Genomic DNA, 16,948 nt, shown 5'->3' with positions numbered 1-16,948 from the left:
CGGTCGGATCGCCGGCCGCTCGCCGGTCCGTGCGGACCGAACCATATCCAAACATATTCACCCGACCTCGAACCAGGGGGTAGTAGACCAATGGCCTCAGCCGTCCACCTCGACGGGATCACGAAGCGGTTCCCCGGCGTCGTGGCGAACGACGACGTCGACCTGCGGGTCGAGCGCGGCACCGTCCACGCCCTCCTCGGCGAGAACGGGGCCGGGAAGACGACGCTGATGAACGTGCTCTACGGCCTCTACGAACCCACGTCGGGGACGGTCCGGCTCGACGGGGACCCCCACGCGTTCGACTCCCCGCGGGACGCGATCGACGCCGGGATCGGGATGATCCACCAGCACTTCATGCTCGTGGACCCGATGACCGTCACCGAGAACATCACGCTCGGCAACGAGCCGCGGAAGTGGGGCGGACTCGCCGTCGACCGGGCCGGCGCGCGCGAGGCCGTCGTCGAGCTCGCCGACCGCTACGGCTTCGACGTCGATCCGGACGCGCGGATCGAGGACGTCTCCGTGGGCGAACAGCAGCGCGTCGAGATCCTGAAGGCGCTGTACCGCGGCGCCGACACGCTGATCCTGGACGAGCCGACCGCGGTGCTGACTCCCCAGGAGGTCGACGAGCTGTTCGACGTGCTCGACGAGCTCACTTCGCAGGGGAAGACGATCATCTTCATCACCCACAAGCTGGGCGAGGCGATGCGCGCGGCCGACGAGATCTCCGTCCTCCGGGACGGCCGGAAGGTCGGGACGGTCGACGCGGACACCACCACCCAGGAGGAGCTCGCGGAGCTGATGGTCGGCCGCGAGGTCCTCCTCGACGTCGACCACGGGACCGCGGAGACGGGCGAGGTCGTCGCCTCGGTCTCCGAGGTCGTCGTCGAGGACGACCGCGGGGTCCGGGCCGTCGACGGCGTCTCGTTCGACGTCCGCGGCGGCGAGGTGTTCGGGATCGCCGGCGTGGACGGAAACGGGCAGTCGGAGCTCGTCGAGGCGGTGACCGGGCTCCGGACCCCCGACGCGGGCGAGGTCCGGTTCCGGGGCGAGGACGTCACGACCGCCTCGCGGCGGGACCGGATCGAGGCCGGCATGGCGTACGTCCCCGAGGACCGCCAGGAGCGCGGCCTGGTGATGGAGTTCGACCTCGTCGAGAACGGGCTGCTCGGGAGCCAACACGGCCGCGAGCTCGCCGCCAACGGCCGGATCGACTGGGAGAAGACGCGCGGGCACGCCGAGGCGATCATCGACGAGTACGACGTGCGGCCGCCGGACGCGGACGCCGACGCGGAGTCGCTCTCCGGCGGCAACCAGCAGAAGTTCATCGTCGGTCGGGAGTTCGAGCGCGACCCCGAGCTGGTCGTCGCCTCGCACCCGACGCGGGGCGTCGACGTGGGCTCGATCGAGTTCATCCACGAGCGGCTCCTGGAGCTCCGGGAGCGGGGCGTGGCGGTCCTCCTCGTCTCCTCGAAGCTGGAGGAGGTACAGGGGCTCTCGGACCGCCTCGCGGTCGCGTACGAGGGCGAGTTCGTCGACGTGGTCGACCCGGACGAGACGACGGAGGAGGAGCTCGGCCTGCTGATGGCCGGGGAGCGACCGGGCGGCGGTGGCGGGGACGGCCCGGCGGCGGCGGGGAACGAGGACGCGGACGAGCCGGAACGGAACGCGGAGGCGGACCTCGCGGACGCCGCGGACGGTGAGCGGGCGTGAGCGCCGCCGACCGCGCGCGCGACGCGCTCTCTCGGCTCGTCGACGCCTCCGCGGCCGAGCGGGTCCTGATCAGCACGGCGGCGCTCGTCCTCTCGGTCCTCATCGGCGCGGCGCTGGTGCTCGTGGCCGGTCGGATGACGACGTGTACCGCCGGCGAGGCGGTGTACTACCTTGGGGTCGGGTTCTGTTACGACCCGGTCGTCGTCTTCGACCGCCTCTTCCTCGGGGCGCTCGGCGACCCGCTCAGCGGCGGCTGGTCGCCGAACGGGCAGTTCGCGGTCACGCTCCGCGAGACGACGCTGCTGATCTTCACCGGGCTCTCGGTCGCGCTGGCGTTCCGCGCCGGGATCTTCAACATCGGGACGCAGGGCCAGATGGTCGTCGGCGCGCTGGCGACCGCGCTCGGCGTCCTCTGGGCGTCGTCGCTCGTGTCGGGCGCGCTCGGCACCGTCCTCCTGATCCCGTTCGGGCTCCTCGTCGGCGCGGTGTTCGGCGGGCTCTACGGCGCGGTCCCGGGCCTGCTGAAGGCGTACGCCGACGCCAACGAGGTGATCACGACGATCATGCTCAACTTCATCGCGACCGGCGTCGCGCTGTACCTGGTCAGCGGGATCTTCAAGGACCCGAACAGCGCCGCGAACCAGACCGTCCCGCTCCCCGAGTTCGCGCAGTTTCCGGCGCTGCTGTTCGGCGCCCGACAGGACTTCTCCGTCGTCGCGCTCGGCTTCGGCCTCCTCGCCGTCGCCGGGCTGTACTACGTCCTCGAACACACCGCCTTCGGGTACGACGTCCGGACGAGCGGCGTCCAGCCCGAGGCGGCCGAGTACGGCGGCGTCGACGCCAAGCGCACCGTCGTCGCGAGCCTGTCGCTGTCGGGCGCGCTCGGCGGGATCGCCGGCGCGATGTACGTGATGATGGTGCTCGGGACGTTCCAGACGGGGATCCCGGCCTACGGGTTCGACGGGATCACCGTCTCGATCCTCGCCGGCAACAACCCGCTCGGGGTCGGCGTCGCCGCGCTGCTGTTCGGCGTGTTGAAGAGCGGGACGACGGTCGTCCAGTTCGCGACCGACGTTCCGCCCCAGCTCGTCGGCGTCCTCCGCGGGCTCATCATCCTGTTCGTTGCGATGCCGGAGTTCTTCCGCCTGCTGGCCCGCGGGCTGCCGGGAACGGGCTCGAAGCCGGAGGCGGTCGCGACCGACGGCGGGACCGCCGCCGACCGGGGAGGTGAGACCGATGAGTGACGCGCCCGCGGGCGGCGCCGCCGACGGCGACGAGGCCGACGACGCCGAGGACGCCGACGCCGCGATCTCGGCCGAGGGCGCCGACGAGGAGGGCCTCCTCGACCGGTACTCGACCCGGGCGCTCGTCGCCGGCGCGACCGTCGCCGCCGTCGCCGCGCTGCTGCTCGCCGGGCTGCTGTTCCCGGACTCGCTCGCCGGGACGCTCGCGGACGTGCTCACGAGCGAGAACACGCTCGCGGCGGCGCTGCGGCTCTCCGTGCCGATCGCGTTCGCCGCCCTCGGCGGGATCTTCGCGGAGAAGTCGGGCGTCATCAACATCGGGCTGGAGGGGCTCCTGATCATCTCGGCGTTCAGCGCCATCTACGTCGCCGACCTCACCGGCGGAGTGTGGGTCGGCTTCGCCGGCGGCGTCGTCGCGAGCACGCTGCTCGCGGCGCTGTTCGCCGTCGTGACGATCGGGTTCCGCGCGGACCAGATCATCGCCGGGCTCGCGGTGTGGCTCATCGCGCTCGGGCTCGCGCCGTTCGCCTCGCAGGTGATCTACGGCAGCCCGAACACGCCGACCGTCGCGACGTCGCCGTCGATCAACGTGCCGGTGCTCGCCGACCTCCCGTTCTTCGGCGCGCTCTTCTCCGCGTCGCCGTCGGTGTACATGCTGTTCGCCGCCGTCGCCGGCTCGTGGTACGTCTTCGAGCGGACGGCGTTCGGCCGGTGGATCCGCGCCAGCGGCGAGAACCCGAAGGCGCTCGACACCGCCGGCGTGAGCGTCACCCGGGTCCGCTACGCGGCGGTGCTGATCTCGGGCGTGCTCGCGGGGATGGGCGGCGCCGCGCTGTCGCTCGACCTCGGCCAGTTCACCGGCAACGGCCCGACGATGGTGAACGGGAAGGGGTTCATCGCCATCGTGGCGTACCTGTTCGGCAACTACAACCCGGTCGGGGCGTTCCTCTCGACGATGCTGTTCGCGGGGCTGGACGCGGTCCAGACCGTGCTCCAGCTCCAGGGGATCGGGATCCCCCGGCAGCTCATCCGGATCACGCCGTTCGTGGTCGTCATCCTGGTCCTCGCGCTGGTCGGTCGGACGCGGCTCCCGGAGGCGGCCGGGGAGCACTACGAGACCGAGGAGTGAGCGGGCGACGACGCCCCCGAGGAGTGAGCGGGGCGGCTCAGTCCGACGCCGGCCTCGCTCCGTCCCCGTCCTCGGCCGGGGACGGCAGCCGCAGGTCGGCGAACTCCGCCAGGTCGCCGACGCCGGTGACGAGCCGGACCTCGTCCGTGACCGGGACGCCGACGCAGGAGAGCCGGGCGTTCGTCTCGCGGATCTGCGCGTCGGAGAGCACGGACTGCCCCGGCATCGCCACGTCGCCGTCGACGACGACGACGGCGCAGTTCGTGCACGCGCCGCCCCGGCAGGCGTACGGCCAGGACCGGCCGCCGCGCTCGGCCGCCTCCAGGATCGACTCGTCCGGCTCGACGAGGAACCGCCCGTACTCGGGCAGCCCGAGGTCCGACTCGGCCGCCTTCTCGAACAGGTCCGGGTCGTCGAGCGACCAGCCGCGCTCGGTCATCGCGTCGTAGTCGAGGTGGAACACGGTCGAGGGTTCGCCCGTGAGGAGGGGCTCGACCGCGCCCTCCGCGTACCCCCGGATCACGCTCGCGGCCTCGGGGACGGGGCGGTCCGACAGCCCGGCGAACCAGGCCTCGACCGACTCGACCGTGAGGTTCGACTCCGCGGCGACCGCCTCGACGTCGACCCCTTCGAGGCGGGCGATCTCGGCGACGTAGTCGGGCGAGTCGAGCGCCGCGATCGCCTCCTCGACCGACTCGGTCGACCGGTCGTACCACGAGGCCAGTTCGCCCGCGCCGATCCCCTTGTCGTACGCGACGGCGAGCATCAGGGCGGCGGTCGTCTCTCCCTCGCGGACCTCCGAGAGCCACTCCCGGAGCCGGTCCGTGTCGACGTGATCGAGTCCGGACATGTCCGGAGTCACGGCCGCACCGCCGTTAAAAACGAGGGCTGAACAGTTAGGGACGCGACGGCGTCGTCGGCGACCGCGGACGACCGCGACGACGCCCGCGGTCCCGGACCGGGCGGCGATCCGCGTCGGTCGCGTCGCCGTCCGGGGCTCGTGTCGCTCCCGAGGGGACCGAAACGGGAACAAAGAGTTTTGCCACCGGGGGAACGACCCACGTGTCATGAGCATCGACGAGTACGACGTCGTCGTGGCCGGCGCCGGGACCGCCGGCTGTTACGCCGCCGCGACGATTGCGAACGAGGGGCTCGACGTCGTCATCGTCGAGCGGAAGGACGAGGCGGAGGCCGGCCACATCGCCTGCGGCGACGCGCTGAAGGGCGCCGACGCCTTCCCGGAGGCCATCCCGAAAGAGCGGCTCGAACCGGCGTTCACCAACACCGGCGTCGACCATGGGCGGTTCGAGATCCCGCAAGAGGACACGGTCCTGGAGATCCCCGTGCCGGGCGAGCTCGCGGTCATCGACCGGTGGGAGTACGGCCGGCAGATCATCGCGGGCGCCGAGGACGCCGGGGTCGACTTCCACTACGACACCGTCATCAACGACGTAATTCAGACCGAGGCCGGTCGGGTCACCGGGCTGCGCGCGAAGCGGAAGGGCGACGCGGTCACATACGAGGCCGACCTCGTGATCGACGGGGCCGGGTCGCTGTCGCTGCTCCAGGACAAGGCGGACTTCGAGGGGACGACGTTCGACACCAACGTGCGCTACTCGCAGTTCTGCTCGGCGTACCGCGAGATCGTCGAGGTGCCGGAGCCGGTCGAGTGGGACGACGCCCTCGTCTTCAAGGCGACCGACCGCGCCGCCGGCTACCTCTGGTACTTCCCGCGGACGAGCACCGAGATCAACGCCGGGCTCGGCTTCCAGATGAACGAGGAGCCGATGCAGCTCGTCGAGGCGCTGAGACGCGACCTCCGGAACCGCGACGAGTTCGAGGGCGCCACCGTCACGGACAAGCTCGGCGCCGCGCTCCCCACCCGTCGCCCCTACGACTCGGCGGTCGCGCCGGGGTACATGGCGGTCGGCGACGCCGCCGGGCACGTCAACCCGACCACGGGCGGCGGTATCGCCGGCGCGGCGTACGCGGGCAAGTACGCGGGCGAGCAGGCCGTGAAGGCGGTCTCCGACGGCGACGTGAGCGAGGAGAACCTCTGGCGGTACAACACCCGCGTGATGGACCACTTCGGCGGGCGCTACGCCGGACTCGACGTGTACAACGTGCTCTCGACCGCGGTCGACGTCGACGACCTGATGGGGCTGCTCGCCGCGCTCCCGGGCGAGAAGCTCGCGGAGGCGTTATACGAGGGCTCCACGTCGATGTCGTTCGGGCTGAAGCTGAAGGCCGCGGTGAAGAGCTTCGGCTACTGGGGGACGATCCGGAACTTCTACCAGACGAAGACGCTCGCCGACGAGCTGCTCGACCACTACGAGTCGTACCCGACCAGCCCGGCCGCGATGGCGAACTGGACCGGCGAGCGCGACGCGATCATGGACCGGATCTACGAGACGACGGGCGCCGACGCGAAGTACTGATCGGGGCGGTCGAGTGGGTGAGGTCGCCGTCGTTGCGACGTTCCTTTCGTTGCGTTCCATCCTCTCAGCGTGGTCTCGTCCGGGCAGTTGGCTGTTACCGGGCGCTGCGTCGTTGGAAGCGCACACCGATCGATGACGGAAGTGGGTATCGCAGATCGGTGGTACCGATTCAGTATTTAAATAGCCGCGCGGCGGCAGCGGTTGTTTATAAATAAAGGTCGCGGTGGCGCGTGCCTGCGAGCGGCCGACAGGCCGCGAGCCAGCACGCGCGAGGGAGCGGTGAGCGCTCGGAGAGCGCGAACCGCGAGGCTGGGGAGGCGTGAGGCGCGGTCGCGGTGCTGTACGGGTGGGACTCAAAGGGGCAGTCGCTGCGGACCGCGCAGGCGATGTAAGCACCGCAGCGAGCGACGCGAGCGAGGAGTGCAACGAGCGTGCGCGGTCCGCAGCGACTGGGGCTTTGGAGGTCTTCACCGCGGAGTCATCGATCACTCGTAAACGGCCGACACCGACGCCGTTCGATCAGTTATAAACAACCGACCAAGCGAATCGATACGCGTACTCCCGTTGTCAAGCGCTCCCGCGTTCGCACTGATCAGCTGGTGAGATGAAATTAACTGAGACGAACACTCCGCCGACGCCGTCGTCTCAGTCCCACGTCACCCACAGCAGGAATCCGAGCGCGACCGTCTGGAGGACGTGGACGGCGACGTTCGCCTGCCACGCCAGCGACGGCATGTCTGTCGCGAACCACCCGGCGAGCACGGGGTGGTAGAGGTAGAAGTACAGCGAGAGCGCGTTCTGCGCCAAGAGCACGGCGCCGAACGCCGCGAGGCCGACCGAGTGTTTCGACCGGAAGGAGAGGTAGTTCCGCGCCCACACCCACGTGAGCGCGGACAGCATCGCGACGTTCACGGCGACGCTGACGCGCGCGACGTCTACCCACTGCATCGGTCACACCTCGCGGGCGCCGCCGCGGTCGCGCCGCGGTCGGTCGGGATCGCGTCGGGAGCCGTCGCGGTCATACCGGGAGCCCGTCGGCGATCTCCTCGACGAGGTCCCAGTGCCGCTGCGTCCCCTCGGTCGGGTAGTACACCGTGCCGTAGCCGTCTCCGGTGCGCTCGACGACGTCGTGGTCGCGGAGCACGTCCAGGTGGTGGCGGACCGTCGTGTAGTCGAGGTCGAGGTGCTCCGCCAGCTGGTTCGCGTTGCGCGGGCGGTCGTCGATCGCCCTGAGGATCCGGACCCTGTTCGGGCCGCCGCGGGTGCCGGTGAGCACGTACCAGAGGACGGCCTCCATGGTCGAAGACAGGGGCTCGCGGCGCCTAAACCTACCGCCGGGGGAAGCGCTCGCGCCCGATTCACCGGTCTCGCGCGTCGGCTCGCGGACGCCGCTCGGCGACCCGCAGGATCGCCCCGCTCAGCACGTCGATCCCGACCTGAATGTCGCCCTCGACCACGTCGAAGGTGCTCGTGTGGTGGCCGCCGGGGTGGTCGGTGCCGACGCCGACGTAGCAGGCGAGCCCGCCGTTCTCCTGGACGCGGTTCATCAGGTACGTCGCGTCCTCGGAGCCGCCGAGGTCGTCGCTGTCGACGATCTCGGTAACGCCCGCGGTCGCGCCCGCGACGTCGCCCACGATCCGGGCGAGCGCGTCGTCGCTGGTCGCGCTCGGCGCCTCCCCCTTCGTCGCCACGTCGACCTCGCAGTCGTGCATCGCCGCCGCCGACTCTAAGATTCGGTCGGCGTGGTCGGACATGTACGCGGCCAGCTCCGTCGTTCCGCCCCGGAGCTCGCCCTCGATGTACGACTCCTCCGGAACGATGTTCGTCGCGGTGCCGCCGCCGACGAGCCCGGCGTTCACCCGAGTCGGACCGTCGGCGTGCCGGGGGATCGCGTAGAGGTTCTGGACCGCGGCTGCCATCGCCTGGACCGCGTTGCGCCCCTGCTCGGGCCGCGCGCCGGCGTGGGCGGGTTCCCCGGTGAACTCCGCGAGGAAGTGCCGGACCGCGAGGAAGCCGTCGATCCCGCAGACGACCTCGCCGGAGGGGTGATCGAGGCCGACGTGGACCGCGTAGAGGTACTCCACGTCGTCGAGGTGGCCGGACTCGGCCATCGGCTTGCCGCCCGCCACCTGCTCCTCGCCGGGCTGGAAGAACACCTTCAGCGTGCCCGCGAAGTCGGAGTCGAGCACCGCGTCGAGCGTCCCGAGCCCCATCGTCGCGTGGGCGTCGTGGCCGCACGCGTGCATGAACCCCTCGTTCTCCGAGCGGAACCCCTTGGCCGCGGGGGCGTGGTCGCCCTCGTCGGACTCGCGGATCGGCAGCGCGTCGATGTCGACGCGAAGCGCGACCACGGGGCCGTCGCCGCGCTCGGCGACGGCGACGCAGCCGGTGTAGCCGCCGGAGAGCCCGTCGACGATGTCGGGATCGGCGCCGGCGTCGCGGGCCCGCTGCTCCCACTCGGCGAGCTCGTCGTCGTCGGGGACGTTCATGCGGTCGTCGGTCGCGAGGGCGTCGCGGCCGACGTGGAGCTCGGTGAGGTCGCGCTTCCGGAGCTCCTCGACGATCCGGGCGGTGGTGTAGAACTCGCGCCACGCGGGCTCCGGGTGGCGGTGGAGGTCGCGGCGGAACTCGCGGTACGCGTCGGATTCGAGCGCGCTCATGGGCGTGGGTGGCGGCGGGCGAGCTTAAAACGTCGCGTGGCGGAGCCGTCGGCCGGGGCCGCTCCGCGCGCCCCTGACCGCGCGCTCCGGGGCCTCGTCAGTCCTCGCCCTCGATCCGGTCGGCCTCCCGGACCAGGTCGCTCGCGACGGCGCGGGCCTGTTCCGGCGTGAGGTCCACGCGCTCGGCGTGGAGCGGGAGCCGGTCGCGGTCGACGTCGTCGAGTTCGAGCTGGAGTTCGACGCGCTCGGGGTCGTCGTCGGGCGAGGAGACGTTCAGGACGCCCGCGCCGGCCTCGGTCCAGTCCGGACCGACGGCGGCGCCCTCGACGAAGTCGAGCGTGGTGTACGCGGTGACGGACGTGATCCGCTCGTTCATGCCCCACCGGTCGGCGGGCACGGGCATGGGCCTTCCGGCGGCGGGACCGCCGCGAGGGAACGCGACCTCGTCGGACGCGGCTACCACCCGAACAGCTCGGGCGCGACGTCGGCGGAGGCGTGCTGTCCGGCGCGGTCGGAGGCGCCGTCGAGGCCGTCGGGACCGGCGCCGTCGGCCGGCGGCTCCGGACCGCCGAGCCGTTCCGACCCGTCGTCGTCCGCGATCGAGGTCGGACCGTCAGTCATCGGACGAGGCCACCTCCGGCTCCGCGGGCGCCGTCCCCTCGTCGGCGAACGGGTACCACGACTGCTTCGCGTCGGTGAGCGAGGCGTCGACGTAGTCCGTCTCCTCGGGCTCGCACAGGTCGGCGACCGTCTCGGTGTCGGTCGCGTCGACCCACTCGCGGAACGTCTGTCCCGGCTCGCGGCGCGCGGCGAACCCCTCGACGAGGTTCCGGATCGCGCCCGGCGCCTCGTCCGCGGGCACTCGCTGTCGGACGTACTCGACGAAGGAGGGCTCCTCGCCCATCCCGCCGCCGACGCCGATGTCGACCGCCTCGACCATCTCGCCGTCCTTGCGCGCCCGCATCCCGAGCAGCCCGATGTCGGCGGTGTTGGCGTGGCCGCAGTCGGCCGTGCAGCCGGAGAAGTGGAGCTTGAACTGCTCGACGTCGTCCGGCAGGTCGACGTTGTCGCGCAGCCAGCGGAGCAGCCGCGCGGTCCGCGCCTTCGTCTCGACGAGCGCCAGCGAGCAGAACTCGGTGCCGGTACACGCCATCGCCCCGCGGACGAACGGGTTCGGCTCGGGGCGGTGCGTCGCGAGCAGCGGCTCCGCGAGCAGCTCGTCGACGCGCTCGGGGTCGACGTCGACGATGATCGGGTTCTGCCGGCGCGTGAGCCGTATCTCCCCGGAGCCGTACTCGTCGGCGAGGTCCGCGAGCTCGATCGCCTCCTCGGCCGGGAGCCGTCCGACGGCGACGCTGAGGCCGACGTACCGCCGCCCGTCGCCCTGGTCGTGGACGCCGGTGTAGTCCTTCTTCCCCTCCTCGGGGACCTCCCCGGCGTTGTACGTGTACTCGTCGCGGATGTTCTCGCCGGCGGTCCGGAGGTCGCCGTCGACGTACTCCTCGGCAAGGAGGTCGCGGATCCAGTCGGTCCCGTGCTCGTCGACGAAGAAGCGCGAGCGGTTCTTCGCGCGCACTTGGCGGTCGCCGTGGTCGTGGTACAGCTCGACGAAGCCGCGGACGACCTCGTACGCCTCGTCCGGCGTCACGAAGACGTCGAGGGGGCGGGCGACGCGCGGCTCTCGGCCGCCGAGCCCGCCGCCGACGCGGACGTTGAAACCGAGCGTCTCCTCGCCGCGTATCTCCTTGCGGGCGGGCTCCAGCCCGATGTCGTTGATCGCGTCCTGCGCGCCGCCCTCGGGGGTCCCGGAGATGCTGATGTTGAACTTCCGGGGCATGTTCCGGAGGTCGTTATCGCCGCGGATCTCCTCTTGGAACCGCTCCAGGAGCGGGAGCGTGTCGATCACCTCGTTCGCGTCCTTGCCGGCGACGGGGCTGCCGGAGATGTTCCGCATCGTGTCGCCGCCTGACGACCGGGTGGTGGCGCCGACGGACTCCAGCTTCTCCCAGATCTCCGGGACGTCCTCCAGCTTGATCCAGTGGAGCTGGACCGACTGCCGGGTCGTCAGGTCGATCCAGCCGTCGCCGAACTCCGGGTTCGAGACCGGACCGTCCGCGTAGTCGCGGGCGACCTCGCCGATGGCGCGGAGCTGGTCGGGCTCCAAGATCCCGTTGGCGTTGGTCAGCCGCATCATGAAGTAGCTCTCCTGGCCCGAGCGCTGGTGGAACACGCCCCAGAACTTGAAGCGCGTGAACCACGCCTCCCGCTCGTCTTCCGGGATCGACTCGAACCCCTCCTCGGCGAACTCCAGCAGCTTCTCCCGGACCTCGTCGCCGTACAGTTCCGACTTCCAGGTTTCCTTTTCGTTCCCCATTACCGATCACCCTCGCCGCAAGAACGGAATCTTTCTGAGCTTTCGTTGGTCGAATGGTTGGCCATCTCGGTTTGTAGTTTACAGGATAGCATAAAATACTTCGCTTTTAATAAAATCACAAAATACGTTCAGGAGCGGGGCGATCGGGAAGTCGGTCCGTTGAGGGACTTATATTACATATTTACAGTAGAGAACTTTTAGTTGCGGTACCGAGAGTTCACAGAATGTTACAACCGGAACCGGAGCCCGTCGTTCGGCGGGAGTGATGGCCACAGATCGGCGGACTGCGGCCGAATTGACGTTTGATCCGGTGGGTCGAACCGTCGACTTCCATCGGCGAGCCGGATCCGTCGAATATCCCCGCCGGTAGATCGAGCGGTGTGCGAGTGGGACGAGGTGGTGTGAGCGGAAGTGTGGCAGACCGCTCGCGCGACCGATCTCGGCCGTCACGCACGGGTAGCGGACGAGCGGACACGTGGGTGTGGGGGTGCAGCGGACACGTGGGTGTGTGCGTGCGGCGGATCCGTGGGCGTAGGCGTGTGCGTGTTTATTTTATTATTCGGCTAATAACTGGACAAACACGGTCTATCTAAGCAGTATTCGTCGTATCGTAACAATTATACCGCGAATGGATTATGTACCACCCAGAGCCAGACTGATGCGAGACAACGTGTGCGGGCCACCCATTTCGGACCGATCGCGGACAGACGCGGCCGGCGAGGCGGTCGCCGCGCCCCGGCGACGCGCCGCCTCCGAGGGGCGGAGACTCCCATGAGCGAGTGGACGCCCACGACGTGTATGCGGTGTGCGGTCGGCTGCGGCCACTCGCAACAGGGATACGCGAACCACTACGGGCTCGACACCGTCCGCGGCGACGCGACCCACCCGGTCAATCGCGGGCTCGCCTGCCAGCGCGGGATCGACGAGACCGCGGACCCCGACGGGGAGTGGCTGACGCGCCCCCTCGTCAGGGAGGACGGGACGCTCGTTCCGACCAGCTGGGAGACGGCGATCGGGACCGTCGTCTCGCGCTTCGAGGACGCGCTCGCCGAGAGCCCGGACGGCGTCGCGGTGTTGGGGAGCGGCCAGCAGACGAACGAGGCGGCGTACGCGCTCGGCAAGCTCGCCCGCGGCGGCTTCGGCACCCGCTACTACGACGCCAACACCACCCTCTGTATGGCGTCGGCCGTCACCGCCTACTACCGGGCGTTCGGGAGCGACGCGCCGCCCCCGACGTACGAGGACATTCCCGAGGCCGAGACCCACGTGATCTGGGGCGCGAATCCCGCCGTGGCGCATCCGGTGATGTACCGGTGGATCGCCGACAGCGCGGGCGACGACGGCGAACTGATCGTCGTCGACCCCGTCGAGAGCGAGACCGTCGACGACGCGGACTTCCACGTACAGGTCGAGCCCGGCACCGACCTCGCGTTCGCCCGGGCGGTGCTGGCGCGGGTGGTCGACGAGGGGCTCGTCGACCGCGAGTTCGTCGCCGAGGCGACGACGGGCTTCGAGGCGACGGTCGAGTCCCTGCCCGCGGTCGAGGAGGCGGCCGAGACCGCCGGCGTGCCGGTCGAGACGGTCGAGCGCGTCGCCGACGCCCTGACGGAGCCGACGCTCGTCTACTGGGGGATGGGCGTCAACCAGAGCGTCCAGGGGACCGCGACCTCGCGGGCGCTGATCGACCTCTGTCTCGCGACGGGGAACCTCCGGCCCGGCAGCGGGCCGTTCTCGCTGACCGGGCAGGCGAACTCGATGGGGACTCGCGTCTGCTCGTCGAAGGGGACCTGGCCCGGCCAGCGCGCGTTCACCGACCCGGCGGAGCGCCGGACCGTCGCCGACGCGTGGGGCATTCCCCGGAGCCGGCTCCCGGACGACCCGGGACCGGGGCCGGTCGGCATCGTCGACGCCGTGGCGGACGGCCCGCCCGAGGCGTGCTGGACGGTGGCGACGAACCCCGTCGCGGGGATGCCCGACGGCGACCGCGTCCGCGAGGCGCTCGACGACGTCTTCCTCGTCGCGCAGGACGCGTTCCGGACCGAGACCGTCGAGCTGGCGGACGTGGTGCTGCCGGCGGCGACGTGGGGCGAGTCCGAGGGCACCGTCACGAACATGGAGCGGCGGGTCTCGCGGGTCCGCGCCGCGACCGAGACCTCGCCGAAGATCAAGGGGGACCTCGACATCGTCGTCGCGATCGGCGCGGCGATCGCTCCGGAACTGTTCCCGCAGTCCGCGGTCTCGCCGGAGTCCGTGTTCGACGAGCTACGCGGGCTGACGGCGGGGACGCCGGCCGACCTCTCCGGGATCTCGTACGACCGGCTCGACGCTGAGCTCGCGGTCCGGTGGCCCGCGCCGTCGCCCGACGCGGAGGGCGGCTACCGCTACGTCGACGGGGACGGCTGGGCGTTCCCGACGCCGTCGGGCCGCGCTCGGTTCTCGACGGGGACCCACGGCGGACTGGCCGAACCGACCGACGACGAGTACCCGCTGACGCTGACGACCGGGAGACGCGCCGACGCGTACAACACCGGCGTCCGGAGCCGCGGCGACGGGGGCGACGCGCCGCCGACGGCGCGGATCCACCCGGAGACGACGCTGGAGCGCATCGAGGCGTTCGACCGCGGGAAGACCGTCGTCGCGTCGCGCCGCGGGTCGACGACGGTCGCGGTCAACCCGGACGACGGCGTCCCGAAGGGGACGGTGTGGCTCCCGATCCATCACCCGGCCGTGAACGCCCTCACGCTCCCGGTCGTCGACCCCGAGTCCGACGAGCCGAACTTCAAGCAGTGCGCGGTCGACGTGCGGGCGCCGTCGCCGTCGAACCCCCTCGTCCACGAGGGGCACCCGGCCGCCGACGGGAGCTCCGCGGCGGACGGCGGTCCGGCCGCAAGCGACGGCGACCCGGCCCCGACCGACGACTGATACGGACCTCGGCTGACACCGGCCGTCGCCCGGGCGACCCCCGCGAGCGACCTCCCTCGGCGGCGGTATACTACACGGTCGTTCATGCGAAAAAAGAGTTATACCGGGAGCGACGAAACGGAGAGCCAGACTGACCCGGTAATGCGGAACGATCGGATACAATTATGAGTTCGATCGAAATGATCGCGAATTATATCGGCCAAAGACTGATCGCAGCATCACTCGATGACCGACCGAGACACCGCTCAATGACTGACCGAGACACCGCTCGATGACCGACCGCGACACCACACAACGACTGACCGCGATACCGCCCGATGACTGACCGCGAATCGACCACGTGTATGCGGTGTGCGGTCGGCTGCGGGTACCGACAGCGCGACGCGGACGAGGGCCGGGGCGTCGTCGACGTCCGCGGCGACGAGGCCCACCCGACGAACGGCGGGTCGACGTGCAGTCGGGGCGTGCGCGAGACGGTCGACCCGGGCGGCGAGCGCGTGACCGAGCCGCTGATCCGGCGCGGCGGAGAGCTCCGACCGGCCGACTGGGACACCGCCCTCGGCACGGTCGCCGTGCGGATCATCGAGGCGCTCAGAGAGGGGAACGACAACGTCGCGGTGTTGGGGAGCGGCCAGCAGACGAACGAGGCGGCGTACGCGCTCGGCAAGCTCGCCCGCGGCGGCTTCGGCACCCGCTACTACGACGCCAACACCACCCTCTGCATGGCCTCGGCGGTCCGGGCGTACGTGCAGGCGTTCGGGAGCGATGCCCCGCCGCCGACCTACGAGGACGTCCCCGAGGCCGAGACCCACGTGATCTGGGGCGCGAACCCGAAGATCGCCCACCCCGTGTTGTACCGATGGATCGCCGACAGCGCGGGCGACGGCGGCGAGCTGATCGTCGTCGACCCCGTCGAGAGCGAGACGGCGGCGGACGCCGACCTCCACGTGCGGCCGGAGCCGGGGACCGACCTGGCGCTGGCGCGGGCGGCCCTCGCGGCGGCCGTCGACGAGGGGCTCGTCGACCGCGAGTTCGTCGAGCGTCACACCGAGGGGTTCGAGGCGATGGTCGGCTCGCTGCCCGACGTCGACGTCGCGGCCGAGACCGCCGGCGTGCCCGCCGACCGCGTGTCCGAACTGGCGGCGGCGTTCGACTCGCGGACCCTCGTCTACTGGGGGATGGGCGTCAACCAGAGCGTCCAGGGGACCGGGACCGCCCGCTCGCTGATCGACCTCTGTCTGGCGACCGGCAACCTGGGACCGGGCAGCGGGCCGTTCTCGCTGACCGGGCAGGCAAACTCGATGGGGAACCGCGTCTGCGCCTCGAAGTCGTCGTGGCCGGGGTACCGGGCGTTCGACGACGTCGCCGACCGCAAGGCGATCGCGAGGGAGTGGGGCGTCCCCATGACCCGGCTCCCCGACTCGTCCGGCCCGGGGTTCGTCCGGATCGTCGACGAGCTGGCGCGGGGCAACGTCGACGTCTGCTGGACGGTGGCGACGAACCCCGTCGCGGGGGTGCCCGACTCGGGCCACGTGCGGGCCGCGCTCGAAGACGGCTTCCTGATCGTGCAGGACGCGTTCCGCTCGGACACCGCGGAGCTGGCGGACGTGGTGCTGCCGGCGGCGACGTGGGGCGAGTCGGAGGGGACGGTAATGAACATGGAGCGGCGGGTCTCTCGGGTCACGGCGGCCCGGGAGCCGCCGGAGGGCGTCCGGCGGGACGTGGACATCATCGGCGCGGTGGCCGACCGGGTCGTCCCGGAGCTGTTCGAGTCGACCCGGCTCGACCCCGAGGCGCTGTTCGACGAGGTGGCGGCCCTGACGCGCGGCACGACGGCCGACTTCTCCGGGATCTCCTACGAGCGGCTGGCGGAGGAGCTTGCGGTCCGGTGGCCCGCTCCGGACGCCGACGGCGAGGGGGGATACAGGTACTACAACGAGGACGACGCCGACCCGTGGTCGTTCCGCACCGACTCCGGCCGGGCGCGGTTCTCGAACGCGTCCCACGAGGGCGTCCCGGAGCCGATCGACGCCGAGTACCCCCTCACGCTCACGACGGGCCGGCGGCCCGACGCCTACAACACGGGCGTCAGGACGCGGATGGACGCCGACGGTGACGGGGGCGAGACGACCGCCCGGCTGCATCCCGAGACGATCGCCGACAACCTGACCGCGTTCGACCGCGGGAGGACGGTGGTCGAGTCCCGCCGCTCGGCCGTCGCGGTCGAGGCGACTCCCGACGCCGACGTGCCGCCCGGGCTCGTCTGGCTCCCGGTCCACAACCCGGCGGCCAACGAGCTCACGCTGTCGGCCGCCGACCCCGAGTCCGCCGAGCCGAACCTCAAGCAGTGCGCCGTCGGGCTGAGCGCGCCCGACCGCGGCGTCGCCGACCCCGTCGACGAGCGACGGGCGAGCGGGGCCGACTCGCTCCCCTGAGCGGGTCCCCGTCGCCGGCTTCCGACCGTTCCC

13 protein-coding genes are annotated in these 16,948 nt (G+C 71.1%); 6 read left to right on the top strand and 7 right to left on the bottom strand.

The window, feature by feature from the left end:
• The first annotated feature begins 90 nt into the window (after positions 1-90).
• The 3 genes from NO900_RS09445 to NO900_RS09435 are packed head-to-tail and all read left to right on the top strand — an operon-like array spanning position 91 to position 4,086.
• Positions 91-1,713 (top strand): ABC transporter ATP-binding protein, encoded by a 1,623-nt coding sequence (locus NO900_RS09445; protein ID WP_256408975.1) that lies wholly within the window; start codon positions 91-93, stop codon positions 1,711-1,713.
• Positions 1,710-2,957: an ABC transporter permease gene (locus tag NO900_RS09440; RefSeq protein WP_256408974.1), complete on the top strand. Its 1,248-nt coding sequence runs from the start codon at positions 1,710-1,712 to the stop codon at positions 2,955-2,957. Before NO900_RS09445 ends, NO900_RS09440 begins: the two co-directional genes overlap by 4 nt.
• Positions 2,950-4,086 (top strand): ABC transporter permease, encoded by a 1,137-nt coding sequence (locus NO900_RS09435; RefSeq protein WP_256408973.1) that lies wholly within the window; start codon positions 2,950-2,952, stop codon positions 4,084-4,086. Before NO900_RS09440 ends, NO900_RS09435 begins: the two co-directional genes overlap by 8 nt.
• A gap of 37 nt (positions 4,087-4,123) precedes the next feature.
• Here NO900_RS09435 and fer read toward each other — a convergent pair whose 3' ends face one another.
• A complete protein-coding gene (fer, locus tag NO900_RS09430) occupies positions 4,124-4,936 on the bottom strand; it encodes a ferredoxin Fer (RefSeq protein WP_256408972.1) in 813 nt (270 codons plus the stop codon).
• Positions 4,937-5,153: 217 nt separating this feature from the next.
• Between fer and NO900_RS09425 the strand changes: the two genes are divergently transcribed.
• A complete protein-coding gene (locus NO900_RS09425) occupies positions 5,154-6,524 on the top strand; it encodes a geranylgeranyl reductase family protein (RefSeq protein WP_256408971.1) in 1,371 nt (456 codons plus the stop codon).
• Between the two features lie 645 nt (positions 6,525-7,169).
• Here NO900_RS09425 and NO900_RS09420 read toward each other — a convergent pair.
• The 6 genes from NO900_RS09420 to NO900_RS09395 all read right to left on the bottom strand — a co-directional run bounded on the left by NO900_RS09420 (position 7,170) and on the right by NO900_RS09395 (position 11,558).
• Positions 7,170-7,472 (bottom strand): DUF8036 family membrane protein, encoded by a 303-nt coding sequence (locus NO900_RS09420; RefSeq protein WP_256408970.1) that lies wholly within the window; start codon positions 7,470-7,472, stop codon positions 7,170-7,172.
• Between the two features lie 70 nt (positions 7,473-7,542).
• Positions 7,543-7,821, bottom strand: a complete 279-nt coding sequence (locus tag NO900_RS09415; protein ID WP_256408969.1) for a winged helix-turn-helix domain-containing protein — start codon at positions 7,819-7,821, stop codon at positions 7,543-7,545.
• Between the two features lie 61 nt (positions 7,822-7,882).
• Positions 7,883-9,184: an amidohydrolase gene (locus NO900_RS09410; protein WP_256408968.1), complete on the bottom strand. Its 1,302-nt coding sequence runs from the start codon at positions 9,182-9,184 to the stop codon at positions 7,883-7,885.
• A 97-nt stretch (positions 9,185-9,281) separates the two neighbouring features.
• Positions 9,282-9,560, bottom strand: coding sequence for a DUF6360 family protein (locus NO900_RS09405; protein ID WP_256408967.1), 279 nt, complete (start codon positions 9,558-9,560; stop codon positions 9,282-9,284).
• 80 nt (positions 9,561-9,640) lie between these two features.
• Positions 9,641-9,805, bottom strand: coding sequence for a hypothetical protein (locus NO900_RS09400; protein WP_256408966.1), 165 nt, complete (start codon positions 9,803-9,805; stop codon positions 9,641-9,643).
• Complete coding sequence (locus tag NO900_RS09395; protein ID WP_256408965.1) at positions 9,798-11,558, bottom strand: nitrite/sulfite reductase; 1,761 nt, start codon at positions 11,556-11,558, stop codon at positions 9,798-9,800. The genes NO900_RS09400 and NO900_RS09395 overlap by 8 nt, the downstream gene beginning before the upstream one ends.
• Positions 11,559-12,329: 771 nt before the next feature.
• Here NO900_RS09395 and nasA (NO900_RS09390) point away from each other — a divergent pair.
• Positions 12,330-14,480 (top strand): assimilatory nitrate reductase NasA, encoded by a 2,151-nt coding sequence (nasA, locus tag NO900_RS09390; protein ID WP_256408964.1) that lies wholly within the window; start codon positions 12,330-12,332, stop codon positions 14,478-14,480.
• 317 nt (positions 14,481-14,797) lie between these two features.
• Positions 14,798-16,915, top strand: coding sequence for an assimilatory nitrate reductase NasA (nasA, locus tag NO900_RS09385; RefSeq protein WP_256408963.1), 2,118 nt, complete (start codon positions 14,798-14,800; stop codon positions 16,913-16,915).
• Positions 16,916-16,948: the final 33 nt, after the last annotated feature.

The sequence above is a fragment of the Halorubrum rutilum genome, from assembly GCF_024494565.1.
This window is presented reverse-complemented; position numbering and strand designations above follow the sequence as displayed.

Coding starts and splice junctions, on each gene's coding strand:
- NO900_RS09400 (WP_256408966.1), bottom strand. CDS start 9,805: ATGACTGACGGTCCGACCTCGATCGCGGACGACGACGGGTCGGAACGG.
- nasA (WP_256408963.1), top strand. CDS start 14,798: ATGACTGACCGCGAATCGACCACGTGTATGCGGTGTGCGGTCGGCTGC.
- NO900_RS09420 (WP_256408970.1), bottom strand. CDS start 7,472: ATGCAGTGGGTAGACGTCGCGCGCGTCAGCGTCGCCGTGAACGTCGCG.
- NO900_RS09410 (WP_256408968.1), bottom strand. CDS start 9,184: ATGAGCGCGCTCGAATCCGACGCGTACCGCGAGTTCCGCCGCGACCTC.
- NO900_RS09405 (WP_256408967.1), bottom strand. CDS start 9,560: ATGAACGAGCGGATCACGTCCGTCACCGCGTACACCACGCTCGACTTC.
- NO900_RS09445 (WP_256408975.1), top strand. CDS start 91: ATGGCCTCAGCCGTCCACCTCGACGGGATCACGAAGCGGTTCCCCGGC.
- NO900_RS09415 (WP_256408969.1), bottom strand. CDS start 7,821: ATGGAGGCCGTCCTCTGGTACGTGCTCACCGGCACCCGCGGCGGCCCG.
- NO900_RS09395 (WP_256408965.1), bottom strand. CDS start 11,558: ATGGGGAACGAAAAGGAAACCTGGAAGTCGGAACTGTACGGCGACGAG.
- NO900_RS09425 (WP_256408971.1), top strand. CDS start 5,154: ATGAGCATCGACGAGTACGACGTCGTCGTGGCCGGCGCCGGGACCGCC.
- NO900_RS09435 (WP_256408973.1), top strand. CDS start 2,950: ATGAGTGACGCGCCCGCGGGCGGCGCCGCCGACGGCGACGAGGCCGAC.
- fer (WP_256408972.1), bottom strand. CDS start 4,936: ATGTCCGGACTCGATCACGTCGACACGGACCGGCTCCGGGAGTGGCTC.
- nasA (WP_256408964.1), top strand. CDS start 12,330: ATGAGCGAGTGGACGCCCACGACGTGTATGCGGTGTGCGGTCGGCTGC.